Source organism: Stenotrophomonas sp. INTA L402-1 (assembly GCF_059295135.1).
The window spans coordinates 129,953-155,928 of record NZ_JCAFWP010000001.1 but is presented as its reverse complement, the minus strand read 5'-3'; the positions used below and the strand labels follow the sequence as shown (position 1 = coordinate 155,928).

Here is a 25,976-nt window from a genome sequence, read left to right as displayed (position 1 = left end):
AAAGGATGTTGGACATGAACAAGCTCACGGTCCTGCTGGTCGATGACCACGAGGGCTTCATCAACGCGGCGATGCGCCATTTCCGCAAGATCGACTGGCTGCAGATCGTCGGCAGCGCCGGCAACGGCCTGGAAGCGATCGAGCGCTCGGAAACGCTGCGCCCGCAGGTGGTGCTGATGGACCTGGCGATGCCGGAAATGGGCGGCCTGCAGGCCACCCGCCTGATCAAGTCGCAGGACGATGCACCGTACATCGTGATCGCCAGCCACTTCGACGACGCCGAGCACCGCGAACACGCGCTACGCGCTGGCGCCGACAATTTTGTCAGCAAGCTGTCCTACATCCAGGAAGTCATGCCGATCCTGGAAGGCCTCAGGGAGGATCGATCGTGAGCGAATCGCGCATCCTGGTGCTGGACAACGACGCCGTGCGTGCAGAGCGCACCGTTGCCCTGCTGGAATTCATGGATTTCAACCCGCGCTGGGTTTCCGACGCGGCCGACTTCGACCTGGGTCGCCAGCGCCAGAACGACTGGATGGCCGTGATCGTCGGCAGCCTGGACGACACCGCTGCCAGCACCGCGCTGTACAACTGGCTGGGCGGCAGCAGCCTGCCGCCGCCGGTGCTGCTGGCCGACGGTGATGCCGCAGCCTTTGCCCATCACCACGGCCTGCACGAAGCCAACATCTGGCCGCTGGAAACGCCGCTACGCCATGCGCAGATGGAAGCCCTGCTGCGCCGCGCCAGCCTCAAGCGCCTGGACGCCGAGCACCAGGCCGGCGCCGCCCAGGACCAGGGCCCGACCGGCAACGGTCCGGCGGTGACTGCGTTGCGCACGATGATCGAACAGGTGGCCGCATTCGACACCACCGTGCTCGTGCTGGGCGAATCCGGTACCGGCAAGGAAGTCGTGTCGCGCGCCATCCATCAGCGCTCGCCGCGCCGCGACGGCCCGTTCGTGGCGATCAACTGCGGTGCCATTCCGGCCGACCTGCTGGAAAGCGAACTGTTCGGCCACGAAAAGGGTGCCTTCACCGGCGCACTGACCGCGCGCAAGGGCCGTTTCGAAATGGCCGAAGGCGGTACCCTGCTGCTCGACGAAATCGGCGACATGAGCCTGCCGATGCAGGTGAAGCTGCTGCGCGTGCTGCAGGAACGCAGTTTCGAGCGTGTCGGTGGTAACCAGACCATCCGCTGCAACGTGCGCGTCGTGGCCGCGACCCATCGCGACCTGGAAACCCGCATCGCCGAAGGCAAGTTCCGCGAGGATCTGTTCTATCGCCTCAACGTGTTCCCGATCGACGTGCCCGCCCTGCGCGAGCGTCGCGAAGACCTGCCGGCGCTGGTGGAAACCATCGCCGCACAGCTGGCGCGCACCGGCCGTGGCGAAGTGCGCTTCACCCCGGAAGCCCTGCAGGCCCTGACCGGCTACGAGTGGCCGGGCAATGTGCGCGAACTAACCAACCTGGTCGAGCGCCTGGCGGTGCTGCACCCGGGCGGCTCGGTGCGCGTGCAGGACCTGCCGGCCCGCTACCGTGGCGACGCTGCACTGGCAGCGGTGGCCGCACCGGCACCGGTACAACCGACGGCCAGCGAAGAACGCCTGGACCTGCGCAGCTTCTCGTTCCACACCCCGGGCGGCGGCAACCAACCGGCGCTGGAGCACGGCATTGCCGTCAATCGCGCCGCAGCACCGGCGGCGCTGCCCGATGAAGGCATGGACCTGCGCAACCACATGGCCAACATCGAACTGGGCCTGATCAACGAAGCACTGGAACGCACCCAGGGCGTCGTCGCCCACGCCGCCCAGCTGCTCGGCCTGCGCCGCACCACCCTGGTGGAAAAGCTGCGCAAGTACGGCATCGAACGCGAGCAGGCCGAACTGGCCGGCTGAACCTCGCGACCAGCATGAAGGGGGCACGAACGCCTGGGCTTGCCCGGGCGTTGGTGTTTCCAGTACCTGGGGTCAGATCCCTTTCCTGCGGAAAGAGATCTGACCCCATTGCATTTGCACGTTTTCCTAAAGACATCACCGCCGCAGTGCGGAGCATGGCAAGGACATCCCAACGAGGTCCCACCATGCATCGCCTCACTCTGCTCGCCGCCTTGCTCTGCCCGCCCCTGGCCAGCGCCGCCGACTGCACCCTGCCCACCACGGTGGACCAGCGCCAGTTCACCAACCTCAGCGACCCGCTTTACGCACCGGACAACCCCAATGCCGGACGCATGGTGCAGGTCAGCTTCGCCGGCAACCAGTATGTGCTGGACATCCTCGGCACCGACCTCCGCATCGGCGGCAGCTACCGCTATCAGCGCCTGGCCCCACACATCGCGGAAATCGAGATGACTGAAGCCCACCCCGCAGGACCGGCCCACTACACCCTGCTGCTGACCTGCCAGACCAATCACCAGGGCCGTTTCATCTACACCCAGCACGACGGCCCTATCGCACCGCGCCAGCGCCAGAATTCCGGCCGTTGGACCCTGCAGCCATAGGCCAGAAAACCGACGCCGGATAAATGGCGCTTTCAATAGGGTCAGCGCCCGTTGCGTCGCAACGGGATCTGACCCCGTGCCGACCAACGGTCGGCACCCACCATCAGCAGCAGGTTCCAACAGATCGCGGCCAACTGTCGAAGGCGGGGTGGGTCCGGTTGCGGGGGCGTGAGCCGCATGGATGCGGCGACCGAGCTTACATGGACGTACTTGCAGCGCCCCCCGTAACCGGACCCACCCCGCCAACCATCGGTAGCCCCGCTTTTGCTGTTGCTTCGGCCGTTGCCGCTGAGGTTGCCGGCCAGCGGCCGGCACTACCGCGGGGAGCGGGGTGCAACCCCGCACGCACACCCAACCTCCTCACTTCACTGAATCGAAAACCGGTTTCGGCACGGCACTTGCACCTGCTCCAGCAGACAACCCCATCCCCTGTTTCTGGAACCGTTGCAGATGTCCCACTCCGTCACGTCGATCCTTTCGCAGATCCGCTCCTATCAGACCCAGATGGGACAGCCGGCGCTCAACCCGCTGGGCGAAACGCCGCGCAGCAACGCCCTGCCGGGCACGGTGCTGGATGCACCGCAGGCCCAGCCGGCCAGCTTCACCGAAACCCTGCGTGGTGCGATTGCCGGCGTCAACGACGCGCAACAGAAATCCGGCGCCCTGGCCAAAGCCTTCGAAATGGGCGACCCCAGCGCCGACCTCGCCAAGGTCATGGTCGCCTCGCAGCAGTCCCAGATCGCCTTCCGCGCCACCGTGGAAGTCCGCAACCGTCTCGTCCAGGCCTACCAGGACGTGATGAACATGCCGCTGTAAGGATAGAACCGCATGGCCCTGTCGCTCTCCAAGGAATCCCTGAACGTCGAAAAGGCGGGCCAGTGGTTCGATCGGCTGCAAAGCCTGCAGATCACCCGTCGGCTCGGACTGATGGCGATGATCGCCGTGGCCGTAGCGGCCGGGCTGTCCGTGTTCTTCTGGTCGCAGAAGCCCGGCATGGTCCCGCTGTATACCGGCCTGGACCAGAAGGCCACCGCTGAAGCGACCGACCTGCTGCGCGCCGCGCAGATCCCGTTCGCGCTCGACCCGGCCACCGGTGGCATCACCGTGCCGGAAAAGAACCTGCACGACGCCCGCCTGAAGCTGGCCGGCTCCGGCCTGACCGACAGCGGCAAGCTCGGCTTCGAGCTGATGGAACGCGACCCGGGCTTCGGCGTCAGCCAGTTCGTGGAAAGCGCGCGCTACCAGCATGCGTTGGAAACCGAGCTGTCGCGCACCATCAACACACTGCGCCCGGTGCGCGATTCGCGCGTGCACCTGGCCATTCCCAAGCCCAGCGCCTTCACCCGGCAGCGTGACGTGGCCAGCGCCTCGGTCACCCTGGAACTGCGTGGCGGCCAGCAGCTGGAACGCAGCCAGGTGGACGCCATCGTGCACATGGTCGCGGCCAGCATTCCGGACCTCGCTCCGGAACGGGTGACCGTGGTCGACCAGAGCGGGCGCATGCTCAGCATCACCGACCCGAACAGCGAAGCGGCGGTCAATGCGGCCCAGTTCGAGCAGGTCCGCCGCCAGGAAACCTCGTTCAACCAGCGCATCCGCGAGCTGCTGGAGCCGATGACCGGTCCTGGCCGCGTCAATCCGGAAGTGAGCGTGGACATGGACTTCTCGGTGACCGAGGAAGCCCGTGAGCTCTACAACGGTGAACCGCAGAAGCTGCGCAGCGAGCAGATGAGCGAGAACACCACCAGCACCCCGGGCCCGCAGGGCGTGCCGGGCGCGACCAGTAACAGCCCGCCGGGCCAGCAGGCCGCACCGGCCACTGCGCAGGCCCCGACCGAAAGCAGCAAGAACGCGACCCGCAACTACGAGCTGGACCGCACCCTGCAGCACACCCGTCAGCCGGCCGGCCGCATCAAGCGCGTCTCGGTGGCGGTGCTGGTGGACAACGTGCCGCGCGCCGGTGCCAACGGCAAAGTCGCGCCGCAGCCGCTGTCGGCGGCCGAGCTGACCCGCGTCGAGGCGCTGGTCAAGCAGGCCGTCGGCTTCAACGCCGAGCGTGGCGACACCGTGTCGGTGATGAATGCCCCGTTCGTGCGTGACACCACGCCGGTCGAAGGCCCGGCATGGTGGGAGCTGCCGTGGGTGCACGACGCCGGTCGCATGCTGCTGGGTGCCGTGGTGGTGCTGGCATTGCTGTTCGGTGTGCTGCGCCCTGCACTGCGCGCGATCACCGGCCAGAACAAGAAGAACGACGAACAGGCACTGGAGCCGCATACCGCGGACGTGCAGCTGGTCGATGACGATGGCATGCCGCTGCCGGCGCTGGGCGCCGACCGGGCCAGCCTGGGCGGGCCGGATGCATTGGCCCTGCCGGTGGATTCATATGAGGAACGACTGCGGATGGCGCGTGAAGCCGTGAAGACCGACTCCAAGCGCGTGGCCCAGGTGGTCAAGGGCTGGGTGGCCAATGACTGAGGCCGCACTGACTGGCGTGCAGCGCGCCGCCGTACTGCTGCTTTCGCTGGGTGAGCTGGATGCGGCCGAAGTGCTGCGTCACATGGAACCCAAGGAAGTGCAGAAAATCGGCATCGCCATGGCCACCATGACCGACATCACCCGCGAACAGGTAGAACGGGTGATGGACCAGTTCGGCCAGGAGCTGGGCTCGAAGACCTCGCTGGGCGTGGGCTCGGACGATTACATCCGCAACATGCTGGTGCAGGCACTGGGCAGCGAGAAGGCCGGCAACCTGATCGACCGCATCCTGCTCGGCCGCAACACCACCGGCTTGGACGCACTGAAGTGGATGGACCCGCGTGCGGTGGCTGACCTGGTGCGCAACGAGCACCCGCAGATCATCGCCATCGTGATGGCGCACCTGGAGACCGACCAGGCCGCCGACGCGCTGAAGCTGCTGCCCGACCGTACCCGCGTGGACGTGCTGCTGCGCATCGCCACCCTCGACGGCATTCCGCCGAACGCACTCAATGAACTCAACGAGATCATGGAGCGCCAGTTCGCCGGCAACCAGAACCTGAAGTCGTCCAACATCGGCGGCGTGCAGTGCGCGGCCAACATCCTGAACTTCATGGACAGCGGCCAGGACCAGGCGATCCTGGGCGAGATCGCCCGCATCGATGCGCCGTTGAGCAACCGCATCCAGGACCTGATGTTCGTGTTTGACGACCTGGTAGACCTCGACGACCGCGAGATGCAGCTGGTGCTGCGCGAGGTGAGCGGCGAGCGCCTGGGCCTGGCCCTGCGCGGCGCCGACATCAAGGTGCGCGACAAGATCACCCGCAACATGTCGCAGCGTGCGGCCGAAATCCTGCTGGAAGACATGGAAGCCCGTGGCCCGGTGCGCCTGTCCGACGTGGAAGGCGCGCAGCGCGAGATCCTGGCCATCGTCAAGCGCATGGCCGATGAAGGCACGGTCACCATCGGTGGCAGCGCGGAGGCCATGCTGTGAGCAACGTCGTGCGCTGGCTTGCCCCGGACCTGCTGGCCCAGCCCGAACCGGTGCTGGATCAGGAGGATGCGTTCGAACTCACCGAGCCGGACCCGGAACACGAGCCGGAGCCGCCGCTGCAGCTGCCGACCCTGGAGGAAATCCAAGCCATCCAGGACAGCGCAGAGAAGGAAGGCTTCCAGCACGGCCATACCGAAGGCTACGGCCAGGGCCAGGCGGAGGTGCGTCGCCTCGCCGCGCAGATCGAAGGCATCCTCGACAACTTCAGCCGACCGCTGGTGCGGCTGGAGAACGAAGTGGTCGGCGCACTGGGCGAGCTGGCGGTACGCATCGCCGGTGCGCTGGTCGGCCGCGCCTATGAAGCCGACCCGGCACTGCTGGCACAGCTGGTCGGTGAGGCCATCGACGCGGTGGGTGGCAGCACCCGGGAAGTGGAAGTGCGACTGCACCCGGACGACATCGCCGCCCTCGCCCCGCTGTTGAGCCTGCCGCCACAACAGCGCCTGGTGCCAGACACCAGCCTCAGCCGCGGCGATCTTCGCGTGCACGCCGAAGCCGTGCGCATCGACGGCACCCTGGAAGCCCGCCTGCGCGGCGCGCTGGACGCGGTGATCCGCCAGACCGGAGCCAATGCATGAACCCCGATCAGCAGCCGACGCCGCCACCGGCCGACTGGGCCATGGCCCGCAACCTGCGCCTGGCCCGTCGCCTCGATGGCCTACGTGTGGATACCGCCCATGGCCGCGGCCTGATCCGCGAGGGCGTGCTGCGCCGCGCGGTCGGGCTCACCCTGGAAGCGGTCGGCTGCGAGGCACCGCTGGGCGCCAGCTGCAAGGTGGAAGTGGTCGATGGTGGCTGGGTCGATGCCGAAGTGGTCGGCTTCGCCGGCGAGCGCACTTACCTGATGCCCAGCGCCGAACTGCACGGCCTTCTGCCCAATGCCCGGGTGGTGCCGTCCGCGCGCCGTGGCGGCGTGGAAGTGGGCGAAGGCCTGCTCGGCCGCGTCATCGACAGCGATGGCGTGCCGCTGGATGGCAAGGGCCCGATCCGCGCCGAAGGGCATGTCGGCATGGCCGGCGTGTCGATCAATCCGTTGGCGCGTGAACCGATCACCCAGCCGCTGGACGTGGGCGTGCGCGCGATCAACGCGCTGCTGCCGATCGGCCGCGGCCAGCGTGTCGGCCTGTTCGCCGGTTCCGGCGTCGGCAAGTCGACGCTGCTGGGCATGATGACCCGCTATACCGCCGCCGACGTGATCGTGGTCGGCCTGATCGGTGAACGTGGCCGCGAAGTACGCGACTTCGTCGAGACCACGCTGGGCGAGGAAGGCCTGCGCCGCGCCGTGGTGGTGGCCAGTCCCGCCGACCGGCCGCCGCTGGCGCGCCTGCATGGTGCCTATCGCGCTACCGCCATTGCCGAATGGTTCCGCGACCAGGGCCTGAACGTGCTGTTGCTGATGGACTCGCTGACCCGCTTCGCCCAGGCCCAGCGCGAGATCGGCCTGTCGGTGGGCGAACCGCCGACCACCCGCGGCTATCCGCCGTCGGTGTTCGCCAAGCTGCCGGCGCTGGTCGAGCGTGCCGGCAATGGAGCCAAGGGCCGTGGCTCGATCACCGCGTTCTACACGGTGCTGACCGAAGGCGACGATCCGCAGGATCCAATCGCCGATGCAGCGCGCGCGATCCTCGACGGCCACATCCTGCTGTCGCGGCGCGTGGCCGACAGTGGCCTGTACCCGGCCATCGACGTTGAATCGTCGGTCAGCCGCGTGGTCACGGAAATCGCCGACGAACCGTGGCGCCTGCGCATCCGCAAGCTGAAGCGGCTGGTCTCGGCCTATTCGGCCAACCGCGATCTGATCGCCATCGGTGCCTACCAGCGCGGCAACGACGCGGCCACCGACGAAGCCCTGGAACGCTGGCCGGAAATCATGGAGTTCCTCGGCCAGGACGTCGCCAAGGCCGCAGATCTCCCGCACAGCCAGGCGGCACTGCAGCGCCTGGTGGAACAAGAGAGTTAAGCCATGAACCAGTCCAAGCGCATCGATCCCCTGCTCAAGCGGGCCCAGGAACACGAGGACGCAGTCGCCCGCGATCTGGCCGAACGCCAGCGCGTGCTCGATACCCATCTATCGCGACTGGACGAACTGCGCCGCTATGCCGAGGAATATGCGAACGCGCAGATGGCAGCGACCAGCCCGGCGCAGCTGCTGAACCGGCGCGCCTTCCTCGACCGTCTCGACAGTGCGGTGGAGCAGCAGCAGGCCACGGTCAACGGCAACCGCGAAAAGGTGGAAGCCGAGCGCGCCCGCCTGATCCTGGCCAGCCGTGACAAGGCCGTGCTGGAACAGCTGGCCGCCAGCTACCGCGCACAGGAAAAAGTGGTGACCGACCGCCGCGACCAGCGCGAGATGGACGACATTGGCGCGCGTCGCGCCCGCCTGGTACAGGCCGAAGATCAGGACGGCGCCGAGCAGGGAGGCCGCTCGTGATGCCCGCGCCATTGGCCAGCAGCGCCAACGCGCAGCCACAGCATTCCGGCAGCAGCGCCCCCCGCGCACCACGCGGTGATGGCAACAAGGGGTTCAGCCAACTGCTGCAGGGTGGCTCGCCGGGTGCCGATGCACCCTCGAAACCCTCGAACTCGCCCATGCCGTCCACGCAGGGACCGGCATCGGACAGTACTGGCCAGGCCGGCGCCGAGCGCAGGCCGGACAGCACTGCCGTCCCCGAAGAGACCGCCGCCACGGTGCCCACAGCACCGGCCAAGCCGGTTGCCGAAAAGGACACCCCGGCGGCGACCGAGGAAGCCCCTTGGCCGCCACTCGGCCTGGCCGGGCTGGTGCTGGCGGTACCCGCGCCTGCCGATCCTGCCGCCGCTCTGCCAACAGTGGCCGCAACGGCTACCGACGTAGACGGCAACGCACTACCCGCCCCCGCCGCACTGCCGGCCGCCGCAGCCCTGCCATCCACAGCGGCGGCTGCCACATCGTCCACCACCAGCAGCGGCACCGACCAGACAGCCACGCTGCCGTTGCCTGAACTGGTGCTGCCCGGCAAGCGCAACGAACGTGGCGAAGACAGCGACGCAACCTTCATCGGCGACCGTGCCGCAGCGCCGCTGCTGCATGCGCCAAGCAATGCGGCCGTGCAGGATCTGAAAGCCGCGCTGGCCACCGGCAATGCCATCTTCAATGGCGAGCCGACGCCGAAGCCGGTGCTCGGTGACGATGGTTTCGACCAGGCCGTCGGCGCGCGCCTGGGCTGGCTGGCCGACCAGAAGATCGGCCACGCCCACATCCGGTTGAGTCCGGACGACATGGGCCCGGTCGATGTGCGCCTGCAGTTGAACGGCGACAAGGTGCATGCCAGCTTCAGCAGCCCACACGTGGATGTGCGCCAGGCACTGGAAAGCAGCCTGCCGCGCCTGCGCGAACTCCTCGGCGAGCAGGGCTTCCAGCTGGCTCATGCTGATGTTGGTCATCAGGCGCCCGGTGGTGACGGCAATGCGTCAGGCCAGGCCAGTGGCGGCGGCATCGCGGGTGACGGAGAACCGTCGCCGGGCGAGGCCAGCGTGTCGTCCGCGCAGTTGATCCGCCAGCGCGGGTTGCTGGACGCGTACGCCTGACAGACGTGCCAACCAAGGTTGGCACCCACCAGAGCGGGACGGTTGGCACCTACCAGTATCGCGTTGGTGGGTGCGGAGCGTGCTCCGCACGGCCCCACCGGCACCCCGACGGAATTCCGTCGCACCCCTCTGCCCCGGCTCCGGCACACCCCTTGCATATCCCGGTGAAGCAACCCTCAGGAGCTTCACCCCGTGGCCGCAGCCGCTGACAAAACCAAGAAGACCGCCGAGAAGGACAAGGCCGCCAAGCCGCGCAGTCCGATCCTGATCACCGCACTGGTGGCCGTGCTCGCCGCCGCTGCCGCCGGTGGCGGCGTCTGGTTCTTCACCCAGTCCAAGCACGAAGAGAAGACCGCGCAGGCCCCGAAGAAGGCCAGTACTCCGGCACCGGCGCAGTACTTCGCGCTGGACCCGGCCTTCGTGGTCAATCTCAACGGCCCGGTCGACGGCCCGCGCTACCTGCAGCTGGAAGTGCAGCTGATGACCCGCGATCCCGCTGCACTGGAAGCGATCAAGACGCATGCGCCAGCCATTCGCGCACGCCTGCTGATGCTGTTCTCGCAGGTCAGCCCCGACCAGATCGCCGACATCGCCGGCAAGCAGAAGCTGCAGGCCGCTTCGCTGGCCGAAGTGCAGAAAGTGCTCAAGGCCGAGACCGGCAGCAACGGCGCCGACGATCTGCTGTTCACCAGCTTCGTGACCCAGTAAGGGCCCACAGATGAATGATCTGCTGTCCCAGGACGAGATCGATGCCCTGCTCCACGGCGTGGACAGTGGCGCGGTCGAGACCGATGCGGAACCGCCGTCAGGCGAAGCACGTTCGTACGACTTCGCCAGCCAGGACCGCATCATCCGCGGTCGCATGCCGACCCTGGAAATGGTCCATGAGCGCTTCGCGCGCCTGTGGCGGATCGGCCTGTTCAACCTGATCCGCCGTTCGGCCGAACTGTCGGTGCGCGGCATCGAGCTGATCAAGTTCAACGACTACATGCACTCGCTGTATGTGCCGACCAACCTGAACCTGATCCGCTTCAAGCCGCTGCGCGGTACCGGCCTGATCGTGTTCGAACCGACCCTGGTGTTCGCCATCGTCGACAACTTCTTTGGCGGCGACGGGCGCTACCCGACCCGCATTGAAGGCCGCGAGTTCACCGCCACCGAAATGCGGGTGATCCACCTGCTGCTGAAGCAGACCTTCGCCGACCTGCGCGAGGCCTGGGCACCGGTGATGGATGTCGACTTCGAGTACATCAACTCGGAGATCAACCCGCACTTCGCCAACATCGTGACGCCGCGCGAGTACGTGGTGGTGTGCCGGCTGCACGTCGAGCTCGACGGCGGTGGCGGCGACATCCATGTGACCCTGCCGTATTCGATGCTGGAACCGATCCGCGAGCTGCTCGACGCTGGCATCCAGAGCGACCGCAATGATCGCGACGAAAGCTGGGGCCAGACCCTGCGCGAACAGCTCAACATCGCCGAGGTGACCCTGTCCAGCGTACTGGCCAGCAAGCGCATGACCCTGCGTGACCTGACCCAGCTGAAGGTCGGCGACATCCTGCCGATCGAGCTCAGCCCGCAGGTGCCGCTGTGCGTGGAGAACATCCCGGTGTTCACCGGCGAGTTCGGCATCGCCAACGGCATGAACGCCGTGAAGATCACCGCTACCCATCCGCCGGGCACCCGCCCGCGCGCACCCGTCATCCAGGAAGACCCGCAATGAACGATATCGACGCCCTCGAACCGACCCCGGCCCAGTTCGGCACCCTGCAGGCCGAAGAAGGGGCCGGCGCCGACCTCAACCTGGACGTGATCCTCGACGTGCCGGTGACCCTGTCGCTGGAAGTCGGTCGTGCCCGCCTGCCGATCCGCAATCTGCTGCAGCTCAACCAGGGCTCGGTGGTGGAACTGGAACGCGGCGCCGGCGAATCGCTGGATGTGTTCGTCAACGGCACCCTGATCGCCCACGGCGAGGTGGTGGTGATCAACGACCGCTTCGGCGTTCGCCTGACCGACGTGGTCAGCCCGAGCGAGCGGATCCGGAGACTGCGTTGAGCCTGCTGGCCTCCACACTGCTGGCGGTCGGCAAGACCGCCGCTCCGGTCGGCCCGCAGATCGGCCAGCACGCAGCCGCCGCACCGAGCCTGTTCGGCGCGGTGCTGGCGCTGCTGGCAGTGCTGGCGCTGGTCATCGGCCTCGGCTGGCTGCTAAAGCGCCTGCCCGGCAGCGGCTTCCGCCCGGCCGACGGCATGAAGGTGGTGGCCAGCCTGAGTGTCGGTGCCAAGGAGCGCGTGGTGGTGGTCGAGGTCAACGGCCAGCAGCTGCTGCTGGGCGTCACCGCTGGCGGCATCAACACCCTGCACACCCTGCCCGAACCGCTGCCGCCGCCCGCGCCGGTGCGCGTGCCGGACTTCAAGAACCTGCCGAATTTCGCCCAGCTGCTGCAGCAGCGGCTGCGCAAGGATCCCTGACATGCGTGTCACCCGTACCCGTCTTGCCACCCTGATGCCGTGGCTGCTGATGCTCGCCCTGTGCCTGTTGCCGGCGCTGGCCTTCGCCGCACCCGGCGCGCCGACCACCCCGCTGCCGGAAATCAACGTCGGCAAGATCGGCGGTGCGCCGGTCAGCCTGCCGCTGCAGACCCTGCTGCTGATGACCGCGATCACCCTGATCCCGTCGATGCTGCTGGTGCTGACCTCGTTCACCCGCATCATCATCGTGCTGGGCCTGCTGCGCCAGGCACTGGGTACCGGGCAGACGCCGTCCAACCAGGTGCTGCTGGGCCTGGCCCTGTTCCTCACCGCGATGATCATGCTGCCGACCTGGGACAAGGCCTGGAGCACCGGCATGGCGCCCTACCTCAACGGCGAGATCGACTTCCAGACCGCCTGGACGCTGACCACCACGCCGCTGCGCGGCTTCATGCTGGCGCAGATCCGCGAGACCGACCTGATGACCTTTGCCGGCATCGCCGGGCATGGCACCTACGCCAGCCCCGATGCGATCCCGTTCCCGGTGCTGGTCGCCTCGTTCGTCACCAGCGAACTGAAGACCGCCTTCGAGATCGGCTTCCTGATCTTCATCCCGTTCGTGATCATCGACCTGGTGGTGGCCAGCGTGCTGATGTCGATGGGCATGATGATGTTGTCGCCGATGCTGGTGTCGGCACCGTTCAAGATCCTGCTGTTCGTGCTGGTGGATGGCTGGGTGCTGACCGTCGGTACCTTGGCGGCGAGCTTCAATCCGGCGTGATCGAGAGGCAGTCGAGCATGGCTCGACTCTACAGAAGCACAGTCGAGCATGGCTCGACGCTACATGAGCAGATGGAACCCGAATGACTCCCGAACTTGCCCTGACCGAACTGCGTGGCGGCCTGATCACCGTGTTGTGGGTGGCCGGCCCGCTGCTGCTCACCGTGCTGGTGGTCGGTGTGGTGGTGGGCGTGGTGCAGGCCGCGACCCAGCTCAATGAGCCGACCATCGCCTTCGTCGCCAAGGCGGCGGCGCTGACCGCGGTGCTGTTCGCGCTGGGCAGCCTGCTGATCGGCCACCTGGTGGAGTTCACCACGCTGCTGTTCCAGCGCATTCCACACCTGATCGGCTAGGAAACGCGCTTCGATGGACGCCGCCACCCAGATGGCTGCCGACGGCCTGCAGGCCTTCGGCATGATCGGCACCGTGCTGTGGACCATGCTGCGCATCGGCGCAGTTGCCATGGCCATGCCGATGGTCGGTACCCGTGCCGTTCCCGCACGGGTGCGCGTGGTGCTGGCTGGCACCCTGGCCATTGCGCTGGCGCCGCTGCTGCCGCCGGTACCGGACTGGACCGGTTTCGATGCCGCCACGGTCCTTACCATCGCCCGTGAACTGGCCATCGGCGTATCCATCGGCTTCCTGCTGCGGCTGGTGTTCGAGGCCGGCGCGATGGCCGGCGAACTGATCGCCCAGGGCACTGGCTTGGCCTTCGCGCAGATGAGTGACCCACTGCGTGGCGGCACCTCCGGCGTGATCGGCCAGTGGTTCTATCTGCTGTTCGGCCTGCTGTTCTTCACCGCCAACGGGCACCTGGCACTGATCTCGCTGGTGGTGGACAGCTACCGGGCGCTGCCGATCGGCGCCCCGCTGCCGGACCCGCACGCCTTCTTCAGCATCGCCCCAACCTTCCTGCTGACCGTACTGCGCGGCGCATTGACCCTGGCGATCCCGCTGACTGTGGCAATGCTGGCGGTGAACCTGGCGTTCGGCGTCCTGGCTCGTGCGGCGCCCGCGCTGAACCCGATCCAGCTCGGCCTGCCAGTGTCGCTGCTGCTGGGCCTGTTCCTGCTGGCGCTGCTGGCCGGGGAAATGGGTCCGCCGGTACAGCGCCTGTTCGATGCCGCCTTCCAGGCTGCGGACACGGTCACACACTGACCGGATCATCACGTTTTACTGCTTGCCCTTCCCCCGGGTCTGCGCGTTAGAGTGAATACGCGGCAACCGGGGGGATGCCGCACGTGGCCGGCGCCGTGCGTCGGCCTGCCTCATGCATGCCCCACCGTGGTTTCCGTCGACAGGCAGGTCCGGGAGACTGACGAATGCTGGTAGGCACGTACAACCCGTGGCTGGTGGCGATCTCGCTGCTGGTGGCCGTGATGGCTTCGTACACCGCGCTGGCGATGGCCGGGCGCACGGTCACTGCACCCGGCAAGGGCGCGGCGTGGTGGTGGCGCCTCGGTGGTGGCTTCGCCATGGGCCTGGGCATCTGGTCGATGCACTTCATCGGCATGCTCGCCTTCGACCTGCCCATTCCGCTCGGCTACGACCTGCCGATCACCCTGCTTTCCCTCGCATTGGCGATCGCCTCATCGGTGTTCGCGCTATGGCTGGTTTCGCTGCGTACCCTGCCCCACCCGCGGTTGGCCGGTGGCGCGCTGCTGATGGGCACCGGCATTGCCGGCATGCATTACGTTGGCATGGCCGCAATGCGCATGCAGCCGGGCATCGACTACGACCCGGGCTGGCTGCTTTTTTCGCTGATGGTGGCGGTGGCCGCCTCGTGGACGGCGCTGTACGTGGCGTTCCGCCTGCGCGCGCAGCGCACCCGTGTCGGCGACCGGCTCGCGGCTGCCGGCCTGCTCGGGTTGGCCATCGTCGGCATGCACTACACCGGCATGGCCGCCGCGCGCTTTCCGGAAGGCAGCATCTGCGGCGCAGCCGTCGGCGATGGGCTGCAGAGCGAATGGCTGGCCATGCTGGTGGTGGTGCTGACCGTCGCCATCCTGGCCGTGGTGCTGGTGGTCTCCTGGCTGGACCAGCGGGTGGAGGCGCAGCTGCTGCGCCTGCGCAATTCCCTGTTGAGTACCTCACTGACCGACGCACAGCAGGAACTGACCCAGGCCGCACTGCACGACCCGCTTACCCGCCTGCCCAACCGCCTGCTGCTGCAGCGTCGCATCGTGCAGGCGCTGGCCGAGGCCGAACAGGGCGGCAGCCGCTTCGCGGTGATGTTCATGGACCTGGATGGCTTCAAGCAGGTCAACGATGCCTACGGCCACCAGGCCGGCGATGCACTGTTGGTTGCGGTGGCCGAACGCACGCGCCAGCTGCTTCGGCCCAACGACATGCTGGCCCGTCTGGGCGGTGACGAATTCGTGCTGGTGGTGCGCATCGAGCACGACGAGGACCTGCCGACGCTGGCCCGGCGCATCCTGCAGGCGGTCGGCAGCGGGCCGTTGCTGGCCGACAACGAACTGCAGGTGACCGCCAGCATCGGCGTGGCGATCTGTCCGGATCACGCTGCCAGCGAGCGGCAGCTGATGGCCTTTGCCGATGCAGCGATGTACCAGGCCAAGGAATCCGGACGCAACGCCTTCGTGCTGTTCGCCGACTGGATGAATGACAGCGCCGAACAACAGTTCCGGCTGCTGGCCGACCTGCGCCGGGCCATCGGCAGCGAGCAGCTGTTCCTGCACTACCAGCCGAAGATCCAGGTAGCCACGCAGAAGGTGGCCGGTGCCGAAGCGCTGATCCGCTGGCGCCATCCGGAGCATGGCCTGATCCCGCCGGACCGCTTCATCCGGCTGGCCGAACGCAGCGGTGCGATCAATGAGATCGGGCGCTGGGCGCTGGACCAGGCCTGCCAGCAGCTGCGCCGCTGGCACGATGCCGGCCACGAGGGCTGGTCGATGTCGGTGAACCTGTCGCCGGTGCAGTTCAGTTCGCCGCACCTGCTGCAGGATGTGCGTGAAGTGATCGAACGCTACGACATTGCCCCACGCCACCTGGTGCTGGAGATCACCGAAAGCACGGTGATGCGCGATACCGATACCAGCCTGCGCCTGCTGCAGGCGCTCTCGGCACTGGGCGTGGGCATCTCCATCGATGACTTCGGCACCGGCTATTCCAGCCTGCTGTACCTGAAGCGGTTGCCGGCCACCGAAATCAAGATCGACCACGCCTTCGTACGCGACCTGGAGCACAGCGCCGAGGACGTGGTGATCGTCTCGGCGATCGTGGCGCTGGGCCACGCGCTGGACATGGACATCGTGGCCGAAGGCGTGGAAACCGCCGCGCAGCGCGCCTACCTGGAGCGGCTGGGCTGCGATTACCTGCAGGGCTACCTGCTCGGCCGCCCGGTGGATGCGGCGCGCTTCATGCAGCTGCATGACCTGCCCCGGCCTCGGGTGGAACTGGCGCAGAGCCCGCCGACGCAGCACCCGCCGGGGTAAATCCAGGCTGCGCTCCCACCTGCACCTGCTCTGGTAGATGCCAACCTTGGTTGGCACATGAACCCATCACGGAACACTTCTTGCACGCACCCCGGCATCCCCTGCCGCAGTGCCCGTGATGTCCGAGAACGAATCCGCCGGCGAAAAGACCGAACAACCTACCGAAAAACGCCTGCGCGACGCCCGTGAACAGGGCAACCTGCCGCGCTCGCGCGAGCTCGGCACGGCCGCCGTGTTCGGCGCCGGCGTACTGGCGGTGATGGCCATGAGCGGCTCGATCGGCCGCGGTGCAAGCGCCTGGATGAAGCTTGCACTCAGCCCAGAGCAGAGCCTGCGGCAGAACCCGAAGGCGCTGTTCGGCCACTTCGGCGACCTGCTGCTGCAGTTCATGCTGGTGATCGCGCCGCTGGTGCTGGTCTGCCTGCTGGCCAGCTTCGTCGCCCCGCTGGTGATGGGCGGCCTGCGCTGGTCGCAGAAGGCGATGATGCCCGACTTCAACCGCATGAACCCGATGAGCGGGCTCAAGCGCCTGTATGGCCCGGAAGCCATCGCCGAGTTCACGAAGTCGTTGTTGCGCGTGGCTTTTGTCGGCGTTGCCGCCGGGCTGGTGGTGTGGACCGGCTTCGACACCCTGCGCGGGCTGATCCACCACCCGCTGGAGACCGCCATCACCGACGGCCTCGGCTTCACCCTGCGCCTGCTGCTGGCCACCGCCGGCGCGATGCTGGTGCTGGCTGCCATCGATGCGCCCTACCAGCGCTGGAACTGGATGCGCAAGCTGAAGATGACGCGTGAAGAGCTGCGCCGGGAAATGAAGGAAAGCGAGGGCAGCCCCGAGGTCAAGGGCCGCATCCGCCAGCTGCAGCAGCAGATGGCCAACCGCCGGATGATGGAGGCGGTGCCCACTGCCGACGTGGTGGTGGTCAACCCCACCCACTACGCGGTCGCCCTTAAATACGAGGGCGGCGCCATGAACGCCCCCAAAGTGGTCGCCCTGGGTGTGGATGAGACCGCCCTGCGCATCCGTGAAGTGGCCGACGGCAACAAGGTGGCGATCGTCTCCGCCCCGCCTTTGGCACGCGCCTTGTATCGGGAAGGCCAACTCGGAAAGGAAATCCCCGTGAGACTGTATTCGGCCGTCGCCCAGGTCCTGTCCTACGTCTACCAGCTGCGCGCCTGGCGCACTGGCCCGATGCCGGACGCCCCGCACATCCAGGTGGATGAATTCGGCAAGGGAGGCCGCCCGTGAGCGCCCAGCCCTCCACCGGTTTCAACACCCGCCGCGCGCTGGAAATGATCCGCCAGGGCCTTGGCGCACCGCTGATCGTGCTGGCCCTGCTGGCCATGGTCGTGGTGCCGCTGGCCGCGCCGGTGCTCGACGCCCTGTTCACCTTCAACATCGCCATCTCGCTGATGGTGCTGCTGGCGGTGGTCTACGTGAAGCGCCCGCTGGACTTCACGATCTTCCCGATCGTGCTGCTGATCACCACCATGCTGCGGCTGGCGCTGAACGTCGCCTCCACCCGCGTCATCCTGCTGAACGGCCAGAACGGCCACGACGCCGCAGGCAAGGTCATCGCCGCGTTCGGCGAATTCGTGATCGGCGGCAACTACGCAGTGGGCATCGTGGTGTTCGCGATCCTGACCATCATCAACTTCGTGGTCATCACCAAGGGCGCCGGCCGCGTCTCGGAAGTGACCGCGCGCTTCATCCTCGACGCGATGCCCGGCAAGCAGATGGCGATCGACGCCGACCTCAACGCCGGTTTGCTGACGCGTGAAGAAGCCAAGCTGCGCCGCGAGGAAGTCCGCGAGGAAGCCGATTTCTACGGCGCGATGGACGGTGCCAGCAAGTTCATCCGTGGTGATGCCATTGCCGGCATCCTGATCCTGTTCATCAACATGCTCGGCGGCCTGGCCGTAGGCGTGCTGCAGCATGGCATGCCGTTCGGCGATGCCGCTGCCACCTACACCCTGCTGTCGATTGGTGATGGCCTGGTGGCGCAGCTGCCGGCGCTGCTGGTCTCCAGCGCCGTGGCCATGCTGGTCACCCGCGCCTCGCGTTCGCAGGACATGGCCCAGGCCATGACCGGCCAGGTGTTCGGCCAGTACCGTGCGCTGGCGATCACCGCCGGAATCATTGGCGTGGTCGGCCTGGTGCCGGGTATGCCCAACGTCGCTTTCCTGACACTGTCCGCGATCCTCGGCTTCATCGCCTGGAAGGTCTACCGCAAGGGCAAGGCCGCGGCCACCGATCCGGCAGCCGCAGGCAATGACGCCGCCGCGCTCAACGCACTGGGTCGCCCGGCTGCACCGGCGCCCACCGCCGAACTGAGCTGGGACGAGCTGCGCCCGGTCGATCCGCTTGGCCTGGAGGTCGGCTATCGGCTGATTCCGCTGGTGGACAGCAACCAGGGCGGCGAACTGATGGCACGCATCAAGGGCGTGCGCCGCAAGCTGACCCAGGACGTCGGTTTCCTGATCCCCTCGGTGCACATCCGCGACAACCTGGAGCTGCCGGCCAACGGCTACCGCGTGCTGGTGCATGGCGTACCGGTGGCCACCGCCGAGATCCACCCCGACCGCGAACTGGCGCTGGACCCGGGCAGCGCCCTCGGCGCGCTGGAAGGCATCGCCGGCAAGGACCCCGCGTTCGGCCTGGACGCGACCTGGATCCAACCGCACCAGCGTGCCCAGGCTGAAACGCTGGGCTATACCGTGGTCGATCCGGCCACCGTGGTCGCCACCCATCTGTCGCACCTGATCCGCGAGCACGCACCGGAACTGCTCGGCCACGAGGAAGTGCAGCACCTGCTGGCCAACCTGGCCAAGAGCGCGCCCAAGCTCGTCGAAGATCTGACGCCGAAGGCGCTGCCGCTGTCGGCGGTGGTGCGCGTGTTGCAGAACCTGCTGGTCGAGCGCATTCCGATCCGCCAGTTGCGCAAGATCGCCGAAGCGCTGGTCGAACACGCGCCCAGCAGCCAGGACCCGGCCGTGCTGACTGCCGCCGTGCGCACCGCACTGGGCCGCTTCATCGTGCAGGAGATCGCCGGAATGTCGGCGGAGCTGCCGGTGTTCACGCTCAACCCACAATTGGAACGTGTCTTGCAGGAGTCCACGCAGGGCAACGGCGCCGCGCTGGAACCCGGACTCGCTGAGCGACTGCACCAGAGCCTGGCCGAATGTGTCAGCAAGCAGGAAGCCCGCAACGAGCCCGCGGTCGTGCTGGTACCTGGCCCGGTGCGTGCCGCGCTGGCCCGCCTGGTCCGCCACAGCGTTCCGTCGCTGTCGGTCCTGGCCTACAGCGAGGTGCCGGAGGACAAGCGCCTGAAGCTGGTCGGAACGATCAGCTGACGCCGCCCTCCGATGCGCCAGAAAACAGACACCACTTTCGAACCAACGCAACAGACAGATACCAAGGGGAACCCGCACCGTGCAGACCACCGACCACCCGAGTTCTCCGACCGCCACCCCGCCGTCTTCGTCCCGTGACCACAGCATGAAAATCAAACGATTCGTCGCCGCCGACATGCGCTCGGCCATGAACCTGGTGCGCAAGGAACATGGTCCTGACGCCGTGATCCTGTCCAACCGCCGGATCGAGGAAGGCATCGAGATCGTCGCCGCCGCCAACTACGACGAGAGCGCCGTGCAGCGTGCACTGGAAGCCTCGCGTCGTGACATCGCTCCGCCGCCGGCGCCGAAGCCGCGCACCGCCGCCGACGCGGTGATCGCCGCGGTCACCCGCCGCCGCAGCAATACCCCTGCACCGGAACCGGTCGCCGCAACCACCTCGGCCGTGGCTGCCCTCGCCCGCGCTGCGGTCGGCGCCACCGGCCGCACCCTGGACAGCGCCGACGAGATCGTGCCGACCCGCGGCAGCACCGGCTTCGCCGCCACCCTGGCACGCGCCGCCGTCAACGAACCGGCGCTGCCGGATCAGATCTTCGCTCCGTTCGCCGAAGCCATCGTCGCACCGGCGCCCAGCACCGCCGCACCGGCCAACCGCGCCCGCTTCCAGATCGACCCGCCGCACGAGACGCATCACGAAAGCGCGGCGTCGGCCGTGCAGCCGCCGCCGCTGCCGACCGCTGCCGTGACCGAAGCGCAACCCGGGATCGTCGCCAGCGGACCGGCACCGGTCGAAGCCAGCGACGAAACCGGCGCTGCCCCCGTGCTCGCCCCAGCCCCGGCACTGACCCTGGTGGCCCAGGACGACGCCGAGATCCGCCAGCTGCGCCAGGAAGTGGCCGGCATGCGCCATGTGATCGAGCGCGAGATGAACCGCTTCACCGACGAGCGCCTGCGCGGCTGCCCGGTGCGCGCCACCGCGCTGGACCTGATGGACGAGTATGGCTTCGATGCCGGCCTCGCCCGCGACGTGGCCATGCAGATCCCGCTGGAGACCGAGGCCCATCGAGGCCGCGGCCTGATGCTGGGGCTGATTTCGCGCAAGCTGCCGATCGCCCCGGTCGACCCGCTGGAAGAAGGTGGTGTGATCGCACTGGTCGGCCCGACCGGCGCCGGCAAGACCACCACCATCGCCAAGCTGGCCTCGCGCTTCGCCGAGAAGCACGCGCCGCGTGACGTGGCCCTGGTCACCACCGACACCACCCGCATCGGTGCCCGCGAGCAGCTGTACGGCTACGGCCGCCAGCTCGGCATCGCGGTGCACGAGGCCAACAGCGGCACCGACCTGGACCAGCTGCTGGAACGCTTGAAGGACTACAAGCTGGTGCTGATCGACACCGCCGGCCTGGGCCCGCGCGACCGCGCCCTGGCCGCCCAGCTGCAGTGGCTGCGTGCCGCCCGCCAGGTCCGCACCCTGCTGGTGCTGCCGGCCAACACCAGCTTCGGCGACATGGACGAGGTGGTCCGCCGCTTCGGCGCGGCCAACCTGCAGGGCCTGGTACTGAGCAAGCTGGACGAGACCGGCCGCTTCGGCAACGCCCTGTCGGTGGCCGTGGATCATGCCCTGCCGATCACCTGGGTGACCGATGGCCAGGACGTCCCGGAGGACCTGCACCGGGCCAGCGCAGCCAATCTTGTACTTCGCCTTGAAGATTTGCGCCGCGCGGCCGATATGCCCTGCAACCCGGAGTTGAACCATGCCGTCGCGTGAGTACGCCAAGCTGACCAAGACCTTCCCGCTGTCGGCCACCCGCAGCGAGCCGCTCGGCCCTGTGCGCACCATTGCGGTCACTGGCGGCAAGGGCGGCGTGGGCAAGACGAATGTGTCGGCCAACCTGGCCGTGGCGCTGGCTGGCATGGGCAAGCGCACGCTGCTGCTGGACGCCGACCTCGGCCTGGCCAACATCGACGTGATCCTGGGCCTGAACCCCACCTTTACGCTGGCCGACCTGGTTGCCGGCCGCTGCACGCTGGATGACGTCATCGTCGAAGGCCCGAACGGCGTGCTGGTCGTCCCGGCCGCGTCCGGCCGCCGCCACATGGCCGAGCTGGCCCCGGCCGAGCACGTCGGCCTGGTCAACGTGTTCTCCGAGCTGGAACGCGAGCTGGACATCATGGTGGTGGACACCGCCGCCGGCATCAACGATGGCGTATTGACCTTCTGCCAGGCCGCACAGGACACCGTGGTGGTGGTCTGTGACGAGCCGGCCTCGATCACCGACGCCTACGCACTGATCAAGGTACTGTCGCGCGAACGTGGCGTGGACCGCATCCAGGTGGTGGCCAACATGGTGCGCGACCCGAACGAGGGCCGCGTGCTGTACGAAAAGCTGACCCGCGTCTGCGAGAAGTTCCTTGCCGATGTCTCGCTGAACTACCTCGGCTGCGTGCCGCAGGATGACTGGCTGCGCCTGTCGGTGCAGCGCCAGCAGCCGGTGGTGAAGGCCTATCCGTCCAGCCCGGCGGCGCTGGCGATCACCGAGATCGCGCGCCGTACCGCGCGCTGGCAGGCGCCGACCGAACCGCGTGGCGGCGTCGAGTTCTTCCTCGAACGCATCCTCAAGCAGCGTGGGGTGACGGCATGAAAGGCGCAGCCCAGTACAGGGAAGTGCAGCGCTCGGCGGCGAACGAAGTCATCGCCCAGCATTCGGACCTGGTGCGGCGCATCGCCCACCACCTGGCCGCGCGCCTGCCGGCCAGCGTCGAGGTCGACGACCTGATCCAGGCCGGCATGATGGGCCTGATCGAAGCCTCGCGCAGCTATGACGCCGACCAGGGTGCTTCTTTCGAGACCTACGCCTCGATCCGCATCCGTGGTTCGATGATCGACGAGATCCGCCGTGGTGACTGGGTCCCGCGCTCGGTGCACCGCCGTGCACGTGATGCCGCCGCCACCATCCGCCGCCTGGAACAGAGCAGTGGCCGTGCCGCCAGCGCCACTGAAGTGGCCGCCGCGATGGAGATGCCGCTGCCCGAGTACCTGCGGCTGATGGAAGACGCTGCACGTGGCCAGGTGCTGAGCCTGGAATCGCGCATCGAGGACCAGGGCGAGCTGGACACCGTCGCCCAGGGCGGGCCGACCCCGCAGCAGGTACTGGAGCGCGGCGAGTTCGGTCGCGAGCTGGGCAAGGCCATCGGCCACCTGCCCGAGCGCGAACAACTGGTGCTCTCGCTGTACTACGAGCAGGAACTGAACCTGAAGGAGATCGGCGCGGTGCTCGGCGTGAGCGAGTCGCGGGTCTGCCAGATCCACGGCCAGGCGGTACTGCGCCTGCGTGGCCGGCTGAAGCTGTTCGAGGCTGCCGACGCAGGCCTCGAAGAATGAACATCCCCGAGGCGGCTGCCCCCGGCCGTCCGGAATGAACAACAAAGGAATTCTGCTTTGAACAAGAACATGCGCATCCTGATCGTCGACGACTTCTCGACCATGCGTCGAATCGTCAAGAACCTGCTGGGCGATCTGGGCTTCACCAATACCGCCGAAGCCGAGGACGGGCATGCCGCGCTGTCGCTGCTGCAGAGCCAGCCGTTCGATTTCGTGGTCACCGACTGGAACATGCCGGTGATGACCGGCATCGAGCTGCTCAAGGCCATCCGTGCCGATGCCAAGCTGAAGACCCTGCCGGTGCTGATGGTCACGGCCGAAGCCAAGCGCGAGCAGATCATCGAAGCCGCCCAGAGCGGCGTGAACGGCTACATCATCAAGCCGTTCACCGCGCAGACGCTGGAAGAGAAGCTCGGCAAGATCTTCGAACGCCTGGCGGCCAGCGCCTGATGGATACCACGGTCGACAAGAACGCCCTCGCCCTGCGCCTGCAGGAGGCTCTGGACGCACTCGAGTCCGGTGACGAGGCCGCCTGGCGGCAGCGCATCGATGGGCTGGTCGCGCTGCGCACGCAGCCGATGATGAGCGGCCTCTCGCGGCTGGCCCGCGAGCTGGGACAGGCGCTGGGCGAACTGCCGACCGTGCCGAGCGAAGCCGGCGAACTGGACGACGCCTGCGCGCGACTGGACCACGTGGTGGCGATGACCGAACAGGCGACGCACCGCACCCTGGACCTGGCCGAGGAATGCCGCAGCCTGACCGAACAGTTGCGCGCTGAAGGCCTGCAGCCGGGCCAGGACGCGCAGCTCGAGCGCATCCGCCACAACCTGACCGAGATCGCCCTGACCCAGAGCTACCAGGACCTGACCGGGCAGATCATCCGTCGCGTGGTCGGCATCGTCCGCCGCGTGCACGAAGGCTTCGGCGCGCTCGGCCTGCCGCCGGAACAGCATCGCACCGACCCGGAACTGGCCGGGCCGGCACTGAAGGGACTGGACCGCCACGCGGTCTCGCAGAACGACGCCGACGACCTGTTGTCGGACCTGGGGCTGTAAGCATGAGCGCGGTATCCGACGACATCACTGCCGATTTCATCATCGAGGCGCAGGAAATCCTGGATCGCCTGGGCGAACAGCTGGTGTCGCTGGAGCAGGCACCCCAGGACGGCGAACAGCTCAATGCGGTGTTCCGCGGCTACCACACGCTGAAGGGCGGCGCCGGCTTCCTCGGCGTCACCGCCATGGTCGAGCTGTGCCATGCCGCTGAAGAGGCGCTGGGCGCCGCACGTGCCGGCCAGGCCGTGCTGCAGGCCCACCACTTCGACGCGGCCCAGCAATCGCTGGACTACCTGCAATCGATGCTGGACGCGGTTTCCTCCGGCACCGAGCCGGGCTATGCGCCGCCGGACCTGATCGCACAGTTCGACGTGCACGGCGGTGCCGTGGCTGCACCCGCCGCCGCCGCAGCACCCATCGCGGGTGGCAGCGACCTGATCACCGACGACGAATTCGAGGCTCTGCTCGACCAGCTGCATGGTGGCAACGCGCCGACCGCGGTCGCGCCAGCGAAGAAGGCCGACGACGGACTGATCAGCGAAGACGAGTTCGAAGCCCTGCTCGACCAGCTGCACGGTGGCGCCGCACCGGGCACCAAGCCTGCGGCCGTGGTGGCACCGGCACCGATCGCAGCGCCGCGCCCGGTCGCCGCACCGGCACCGGTGGCGAAGCCGGCCGCCAAGCCGCTGGCCGAGGCCGAACATACCGTGCGCGTGGACACCAAGCGCCTGGACGCGATCGTCAACCTGATCGGCGAACTGGTGCTGTCACGCAATCGGCTCAAGACCCTGCGCGCACGCCTGCGTGATGAAGAGCTGGACCGCGCCGTGTCCACCCTGGACATCGCCACGGCCCGCCTGCAGTCGGCAGTGATGCGTACCCGCATGCAGCCGGTGGGCAAGGTGTTCTCGCGCTTCCCCAAGGTTGCCCGCGACGTCGCCCGCTCGCTGAAGAAGGAAGTGGACCTGGAACTGATCGGCGCCGAGACCGAGCTCGACCGCAACCTGGTCGAAGCGCTGGCCGACCCGCTGGTGCACTTGGTCCGCAACGCCATCGACCATGGCGTGGAAATGCCCGACCTGCGCGAGGCACAGGGCAAGCCACGGATGGGCCATGTGCGCCTGTCCGCACAGCAGGAAGGCGACTACGTCAGCATCGAGGTACAGGACGATGGCGCCGGCATCGACCCGGAAAAGCTGCGCGCCAAGGCGCGCGAGAAGGGCCTGATCGATCCGGAAGCCGCCGCGCGCCTGAGCAGCGAGGAGTGCCTGCACCTGGTGTTCCTGCCCGGCTTCTCGACCAAGCAGCAGGTCACCGACATCTCCGGTCGTGGCGTCGGCATGGACGTGGTGCAGTCACGCATCCGCGAACTGAGCGGCCAGATCCAGATCCAGTCGGAACTGGGCCGTGGCAGCCGCTTCCTGATCCGCGTGCCGCTGACCCTGGCGATCCTGCCGACCCTGCTGGTGCAGGCCGGCGAGGACGTCTATGCGCTGCCGCTGGCCCGCGTGATGGAAGTGCTGCACGCGCCGCGCACCTCGCTGGGCTGGTTCGATGGCCGTGCCGTGCTCGACCGCCGCTCGCACACGCTGCCGCTGGTCGATCTGCGCCAGTGGCTGGATGTGACGCCGGCCGCCTCGCCGCTGCTGACCATCGTGGTGCTGCAAGCTGGCGAAGCGCGCTTCGGGCTGGTCGTGGACCAGGTACGCGGGCGTGAGGAAGTGGTCATCAAGCCGCTGCCGAAAGCGCTGCGCGGCCTGCGCGGTTATGCCGGTGCAACCTTGATCGGCGATGGTCGCATGGCGCTGATCCTGGACGTGGACGGGCTGCGATGACCCCCGCCGGGCCATGCCCGGCGCCCCGAAAACTGTGACTACCGTCTGTACG

General features: G+C 67.7%; 26 protein-coding genes. All 26 read left to right on the top strand.

The window, feature by feature from the left end; translation table 11 throughout:
- Window positions 1-14 precede the first annotated feature (14 nt).
- The gene (locus AC5O77_RS00650) at window positions 15-392 is read left to right on the top strand and encodes a response regulator (protein ID WP_010485922.1); all 378 of its coding nucleotides are present in this window, start codon (window positions 15-17) and stop codon (window positions 390-392) included.
- Entirely contained in the window at window positions 389-1,894 is a 1,506-nt protein-coding gene (locus tag AC5O77_RS00645; protein ID WP_494506318.1) for a sigma-54 dependent transcriptional regulator, read from the top strand. The genes AC5O77_RS00650 and AC5O77_RS00645 overlap by 4 nt, the downstream gene beginning before the upstream one ends.
- Before the next feature lie 185 nt (window positions 1,895-2,079).
- Window positions 2,080-2,496 carry a hypothetical protein gene (locus AC5O77_RS00640; protein WP_494506317.1) on the top strand — a complete coding sequence of 139 codons (417 nt, stop codon included), beginning with the start codon at window positions 2,080-2,082 and terminating at the stop codon, window positions 2,494-2,496.
- 450 nt (window positions 2,497-2,946) lie between these two features.
- The gene (gene fliE / locus AC5O77_RS00635) at window positions 2,947-3,312 is read left to right on the top strand and encodes a flagellar hook-basal body complex protein FliE (RefSeq protein WP_005409552.1); all 366 of its coding nucleotides are present in this window, start codon (window positions 2,947-2,949) and stop codon (window positions 3,310-3,312) included.
- A gap of 12 nt (window positions 3,313-3,324) precedes the next feature.
- Complete coding sequence (gene fliF / locus AC5O77_RS00630) at window positions 3,325-4,971, top strand: flagellar basal-body MS-ring/collar protein FliF (RefSeq protein ID WP_494506316.1); 1,647 nt, start codon at window positions 3,325-3,327, stop codon at window positions 4,969-4,971.
- Window positions 4,972-4,978: 7 nt separating this feature from the next.
- Window positions 4,979-5,965 (top strand): flagellar motor switch protein FliG, encoded by a 987-nt coding sequence (fliG, locus tag AC5O77_RS00625; protein ID WP_024958226.1) that lies wholly within the window; start codon window positions 4,979-4,981, stop codon window positions 5,963-5,965.
- Window positions 5,962-6,603, top strand: a complete 642-nt coding sequence (locus AC5O77_RS00620; RefSeq protein WP_099479183.1) for a FliH/SctL family protein — start codon at window positions 5,962-5,964, stop codon at window positions 6,601-6,603. The genes fliG and AC5O77_RS00620 overlap by 4 nt, the downstream gene beginning before the upstream one ends.
- Window positions 6,600-7,985 (top strand): FliI/YscN family ATPase, encoded by a 1,386-nt coding sequence (locus AC5O77_RS00615; protein ID WP_032129207.1) that lies wholly within the window; start codon window positions 6,600-6,602, stop codon window positions 7,983-7,985. Before AC5O77_RS00620 ends, AC5O77_RS00615 begins: the two co-directional genes overlap by 4 nt.
- A gap of 3 nt (window positions 7,986-7,988) precedes the next feature.
- The gene (gene fliJ / locus AC5O77_RS00610; RefSeq protein ID WP_005416437.1) at window positions 7,989-8,456 is read left to right on the top strand and encodes a flagellar export protein FliJ; all 468 of its coding nucleotides are present in this window, start codon (window positions 7,989-7,991) and stop codon (window positions 8,454-8,456) included.
- Window positions 8,456-9,592 (top strand): flagellar hook-length control protein FliK, encoded by a 1,137-nt coding sequence (locus AC5O77_RS00605; RefSeq protein ID WP_494506315.1) that lies wholly within the window; start codon window positions 8,456-8,458, stop codon window positions 9,590-9,592. Before fliJ ends, AC5O77_RS00605 begins: the two co-directional genes overlap by 1 nt.
- A gap of 192 nt (window positions 9,593-9,784) precedes the next feature.
- Window positions 9,785-10,300 (top strand): flagellar basal body-associated FliL family protein, encoded by a 516-nt coding sequence (locus AC5O77_RS00600; RefSeq protein WP_049421892.1) that lies wholly within the window; start codon window positions 9,785-9,787, stop codon window positions 10,298-10,300.
- A gap of 10 nt (window positions 10,301-10,310) precedes the next feature.
- Entirely contained in the window at window positions 10,311-11,315 is a 1,005-nt protein-coding gene (gene fliM / locus AC5O77_RS00595) for a flagellar motor switch protein FliM (protein ID WP_032129211.1), read from the top strand.
- On the top strand, window positions 11,312-11,647 hold the full coding sequence (fliN, locus tag AC5O77_RS00590; protein WP_012510967.1) for a flagellar motor switch protein FliN: 336 nt from the start codon (window positions 11,312-11,314) through the stop codon (window positions 11,645-11,647). The genes fliM and fliN overlap by 4 nt, the downstream gene beginning before the upstream one ends.
- The gene (gene fliO / locus AC5O77_RS00585) at window positions 11,644-12,063 is read left to right on the top strand and encodes a flagellar biosynthetic protein FliO (RefSeq protein WP_032129212.1); all 420 of its coding nucleotides are present in this window, start codon (window positions 11,644-11,646) and stop codon (window positions 12,061-12,063) included. The genes fliN and fliO overlap by 4 nt, the downstream gene beginning before the upstream one ends.
- A gap of 1 nt (window position 12,064) precedes the next feature.
- Entirely contained in the window at window positions 12,065-12,844 is a 780-nt protein-coding gene (gene fliP, locus AC5O77_RS00580; protein WP_478057281.1) for a flagellar type III secretion system pore protein FliP, read from the top strand.
- 82 nt (window positions 12,845-12,926) lie between these two features.
- A complete protein-coding gene (locus tag AC5O77_RS00575; RefSeq protein WP_012510965.1) occupies window positions 12,927-13,196 on the top strand; it encodes a flagellar biosynthetic protein FliQ in 270 nt (89 codons plus the stop codon).
- A gap of 13 nt (window positions 13,197-13,209) precedes the next feature.
- Window positions 13,210-14,001, top strand: a complete 792-nt coding sequence (gene fliR, locus AC5O77_RS00570) for a flagellar biosynthetic protein FliR (RefSeq protein WP_012510964.1) — start codon at window positions 13,210-13,212, stop codon at window positions 13,999-14,001.
- Between the two features lie 164 nt (window positions 14,002-14,165).
- The gene (locus AC5O77_RS00565) at window positions 14,166-16,298 is read left to right on the top strand and encodes a putative bifunctional diguanylate cyclase/phosphodiesterase (protein ID WP_121503205.1); all 2,133 of its coding nucleotides are present in this window, start codon (window positions 14,166-14,168) and stop codon (window positions 16,296-16,298) included.
- 118 nt (window positions 16,299-16,416) lie between these two features.
- Window positions 16,417-17,547, top strand: coding sequence for a flagellar biosynthesis protein FlhB (gene flhB, locus AC5O77_RS00560; RefSeq protein WP_478057280.1), 1,131 nt, complete (start codon window positions 16,417-16,419; stop codon window positions 17,545-17,547).
- Window positions 17,548-17,591: 44 nt separating this feature from the next.
- Complete coding sequence (gene flhA, locus AC5O77_RS00555) at window positions 17,592-19,652, top strand: flagellar biosynthesis protein FlhA (protein WP_177178903.1); 2,061 nt, start codon at window positions 17,592-17,594, stop codon at window positions 19,650-19,652.
- A 145-nt stretch (window positions 19,653-19,797) separates the two neighbouring features.
- Window positions 19,798-21,420, top strand: a complete 1,623-nt coding sequence (gene flhF / locus AC5O77_RS00550) for a flagellar biosynthesis GTPase FlhF (protein WP_494506314.1) — start codon at window positions 19,798-19,800, stop codon at window positions 21,418-21,420.
- Window positions 21,407-22,294 (top strand): MinD/ParA family ATP-binding protein, encoded by an 888-nt coding sequence (locus AC5O77_RS00545; protein ID WP_494506313.1) that lies wholly within the window; start codon window positions 21,407-21,409, stop codon window positions 22,292-22,294. The genes flhF and AC5O77_RS00545 overlap by 14 nt, the downstream gene beginning before the upstream one ends.
- A complete protein-coding gene (locus AC5O77_RS00540) occupies window positions 22,291-23,034 on the top strand; it encodes an RNA polymerase sigma factor FliA (RefSeq protein WP_049401180.1) in 744 nt (247 codons plus the stop codon). Before AC5O77_RS00545 ends, AC5O77_RS00540 begins: the two co-directional genes overlap by 4 nt.
- A 57-nt stretch (window positions 23,035-23,091) precedes the next feature.
- Window positions 23,092-23,484: a chemotaxis response regulator CheY gene (gene cheY / locus AC5O77_RS00535; protein ID WP_006365466.1), complete on the top strand. Its 393-nt coding sequence runs from the start codon at window positions 23,092-23,094 to the stop codon at window positions 23,482-23,484.
- Window positions 23,484-24,089, top strand: a complete 606-nt coding sequence (locus AC5O77_RS00530) for a protein phosphatase CheZ (RefSeq protein ID WP_006442968.1) — start codon at window positions 23,484-23,486, stop codon at window positions 24,087-24,089. The genes cheY and AC5O77_RS00530 overlap by 1 nt, the downstream gene beginning before the upstream one ends.
- Window positions 24,090-24,091: 2 nt before the next feature.
- Complete coding sequence (locus tag AC5O77_RS00525; RefSeq protein WP_494506312.1) at window positions 24,092-25,924, top strand: chemotaxis protein CheA; 1,833 nt, start codon at window positions 24,092-24,094, stop codon at window positions 25,922-25,924.
- Window positions 25,925-25,976: the final 52 nt, after the last annotated feature.

Bases quoted from the DNA above. Each gene is read 5' to 3' on its own strand.
- AC5O77_RS00525 (WP_494506312.1), top strand. From the start codon at position 24,092: ATGAGCGCGGTATCCGACGACATCACTGCCGATTTCATCATCGAGGCG.
- fliF (WP_494506316.1), top strand. From the start codon at position 3,325: ATGGCCCTGTCGCTCTCCAAGGAATCCCTGAACGTCGAAAAGGCGGGC.
- fliJ (WP_005416437.1), top strand. From the start codon at position 7,989: ATGAACCAGTCCAAGCGCATCGATCCCCTGCTCAAGCGGGCCCAGGAA.
- AC5O77_RS00540 (WP_049401180.1), top strand. From the start codon at position 22,291: ATGAAAGGCGCAGCCCAGTACAGGGAAGTGCAGCGCTCGGCGGCGAAC.
- fliR (WP_012510964.1), top strand. From the start codon at position 13,210: ATGGACGCCGCCACCCAGATGGCTGCCGACGGCCTGCAGGCCTTCGGC.
- fliM (WP_032129211.1), top strand. From the start codon at position 10,311: ATGAATGATCTGCTGTCCCAGGACGAGATCGATGCCCTGCTCCACGGC.
- AC5O77_RS00530 (WP_006442968.1), top strand. From the start codon at position 23,484: ATGGATACCACGGTCGACAAGAACGCCCTCGCCCTGCGCCTGCAGGAG.
- AC5O77_RS00615 (WP_032129207.1), top strand. From the start codon at position 6,600: ATGAACCCCGATCAGCAGCCGACGCCGCCACCGGCCGACTGGGCCATG.
- fliE (WP_005409552.1), top strand. From the start codon at position 2,947: ATGTCCCACTCCGTCACGTCGATCCTTTCGCAGATCCGCTCCTATCAG.
- fliN (WP_012510967.1), top strand. From the start codon at position 11,312: ATGAACGATATCGACGCCCTCGAACCGACCCCGGCCCAGTTCGGCACC.
- flhB (WP_478057280.1), top strand. From the start codon at position 16,417: ATGTCCGAGAACGAATCCGCCGGCGAAAAGACCGAACAACCTACCGAA.
- AC5O77_RS00565 (WP_121503205.1), top strand. From the start codon at position 14,166: ATGCTGGTAGGCACGTACAACCCGTGGCTGGTGGCGATCTCGCTGCTG.
- AC5O77_RS00545 (WP_494506313.1), top strand. From the start codon at position 21,407: ATGCCGTCGCGTGAGTACGCCAAGCTGACCAAGACCTTCCCGCTGTCG.
- AC5O77_RS00575 (WP_012510965.1), top strand. From the start codon at position 12,927: ATGACTCCCGAACTTGCCCTGACCGAACTGCGTGGCGGCCTGATCACC.
- fliP (WP_478057281.1), top strand. From the start codon at position 12,065: ATGCGTGTCACCCGTACCCGTCTTGCCACCCTGATGCCGTGGCTGCTG.
- flhF (WP_494506314.1), top strand. From the start codon at position 19,798: ATGAAAATCAAACGATTCGTCGCCGCCGACATGCGCTCGGCCATGAAC.
- AC5O77_RS00650 (WP_010485922.1), top strand. From the start codon at position 15: ATGAACAAGCTCACGGTCCTGCTGGTCGATGACCACGAGGGCTTCATC.
- AC5O77_RS00605 (WP_494506315.1), top strand. From the start codon at position 8,456: ATGCCCGCGCCATTGGCCAGCAGCGCCAACGCGCAGCCACAGCATTCC.
- flhA (WP_177178903.1), top strand. From the start codon at position 17,592: ATGATCCGCCAGGGCCTTGGCGCACCGCTGATCGTGCTGGCCCTGCTG.
- AC5O77_RS00640 (WP_494506317.1), top strand. From the start codon at position 2,080: ATGCATCGCCTCACTCTGCTCGCCGCCTTGCTCTGCCCGCCCCTGGCC.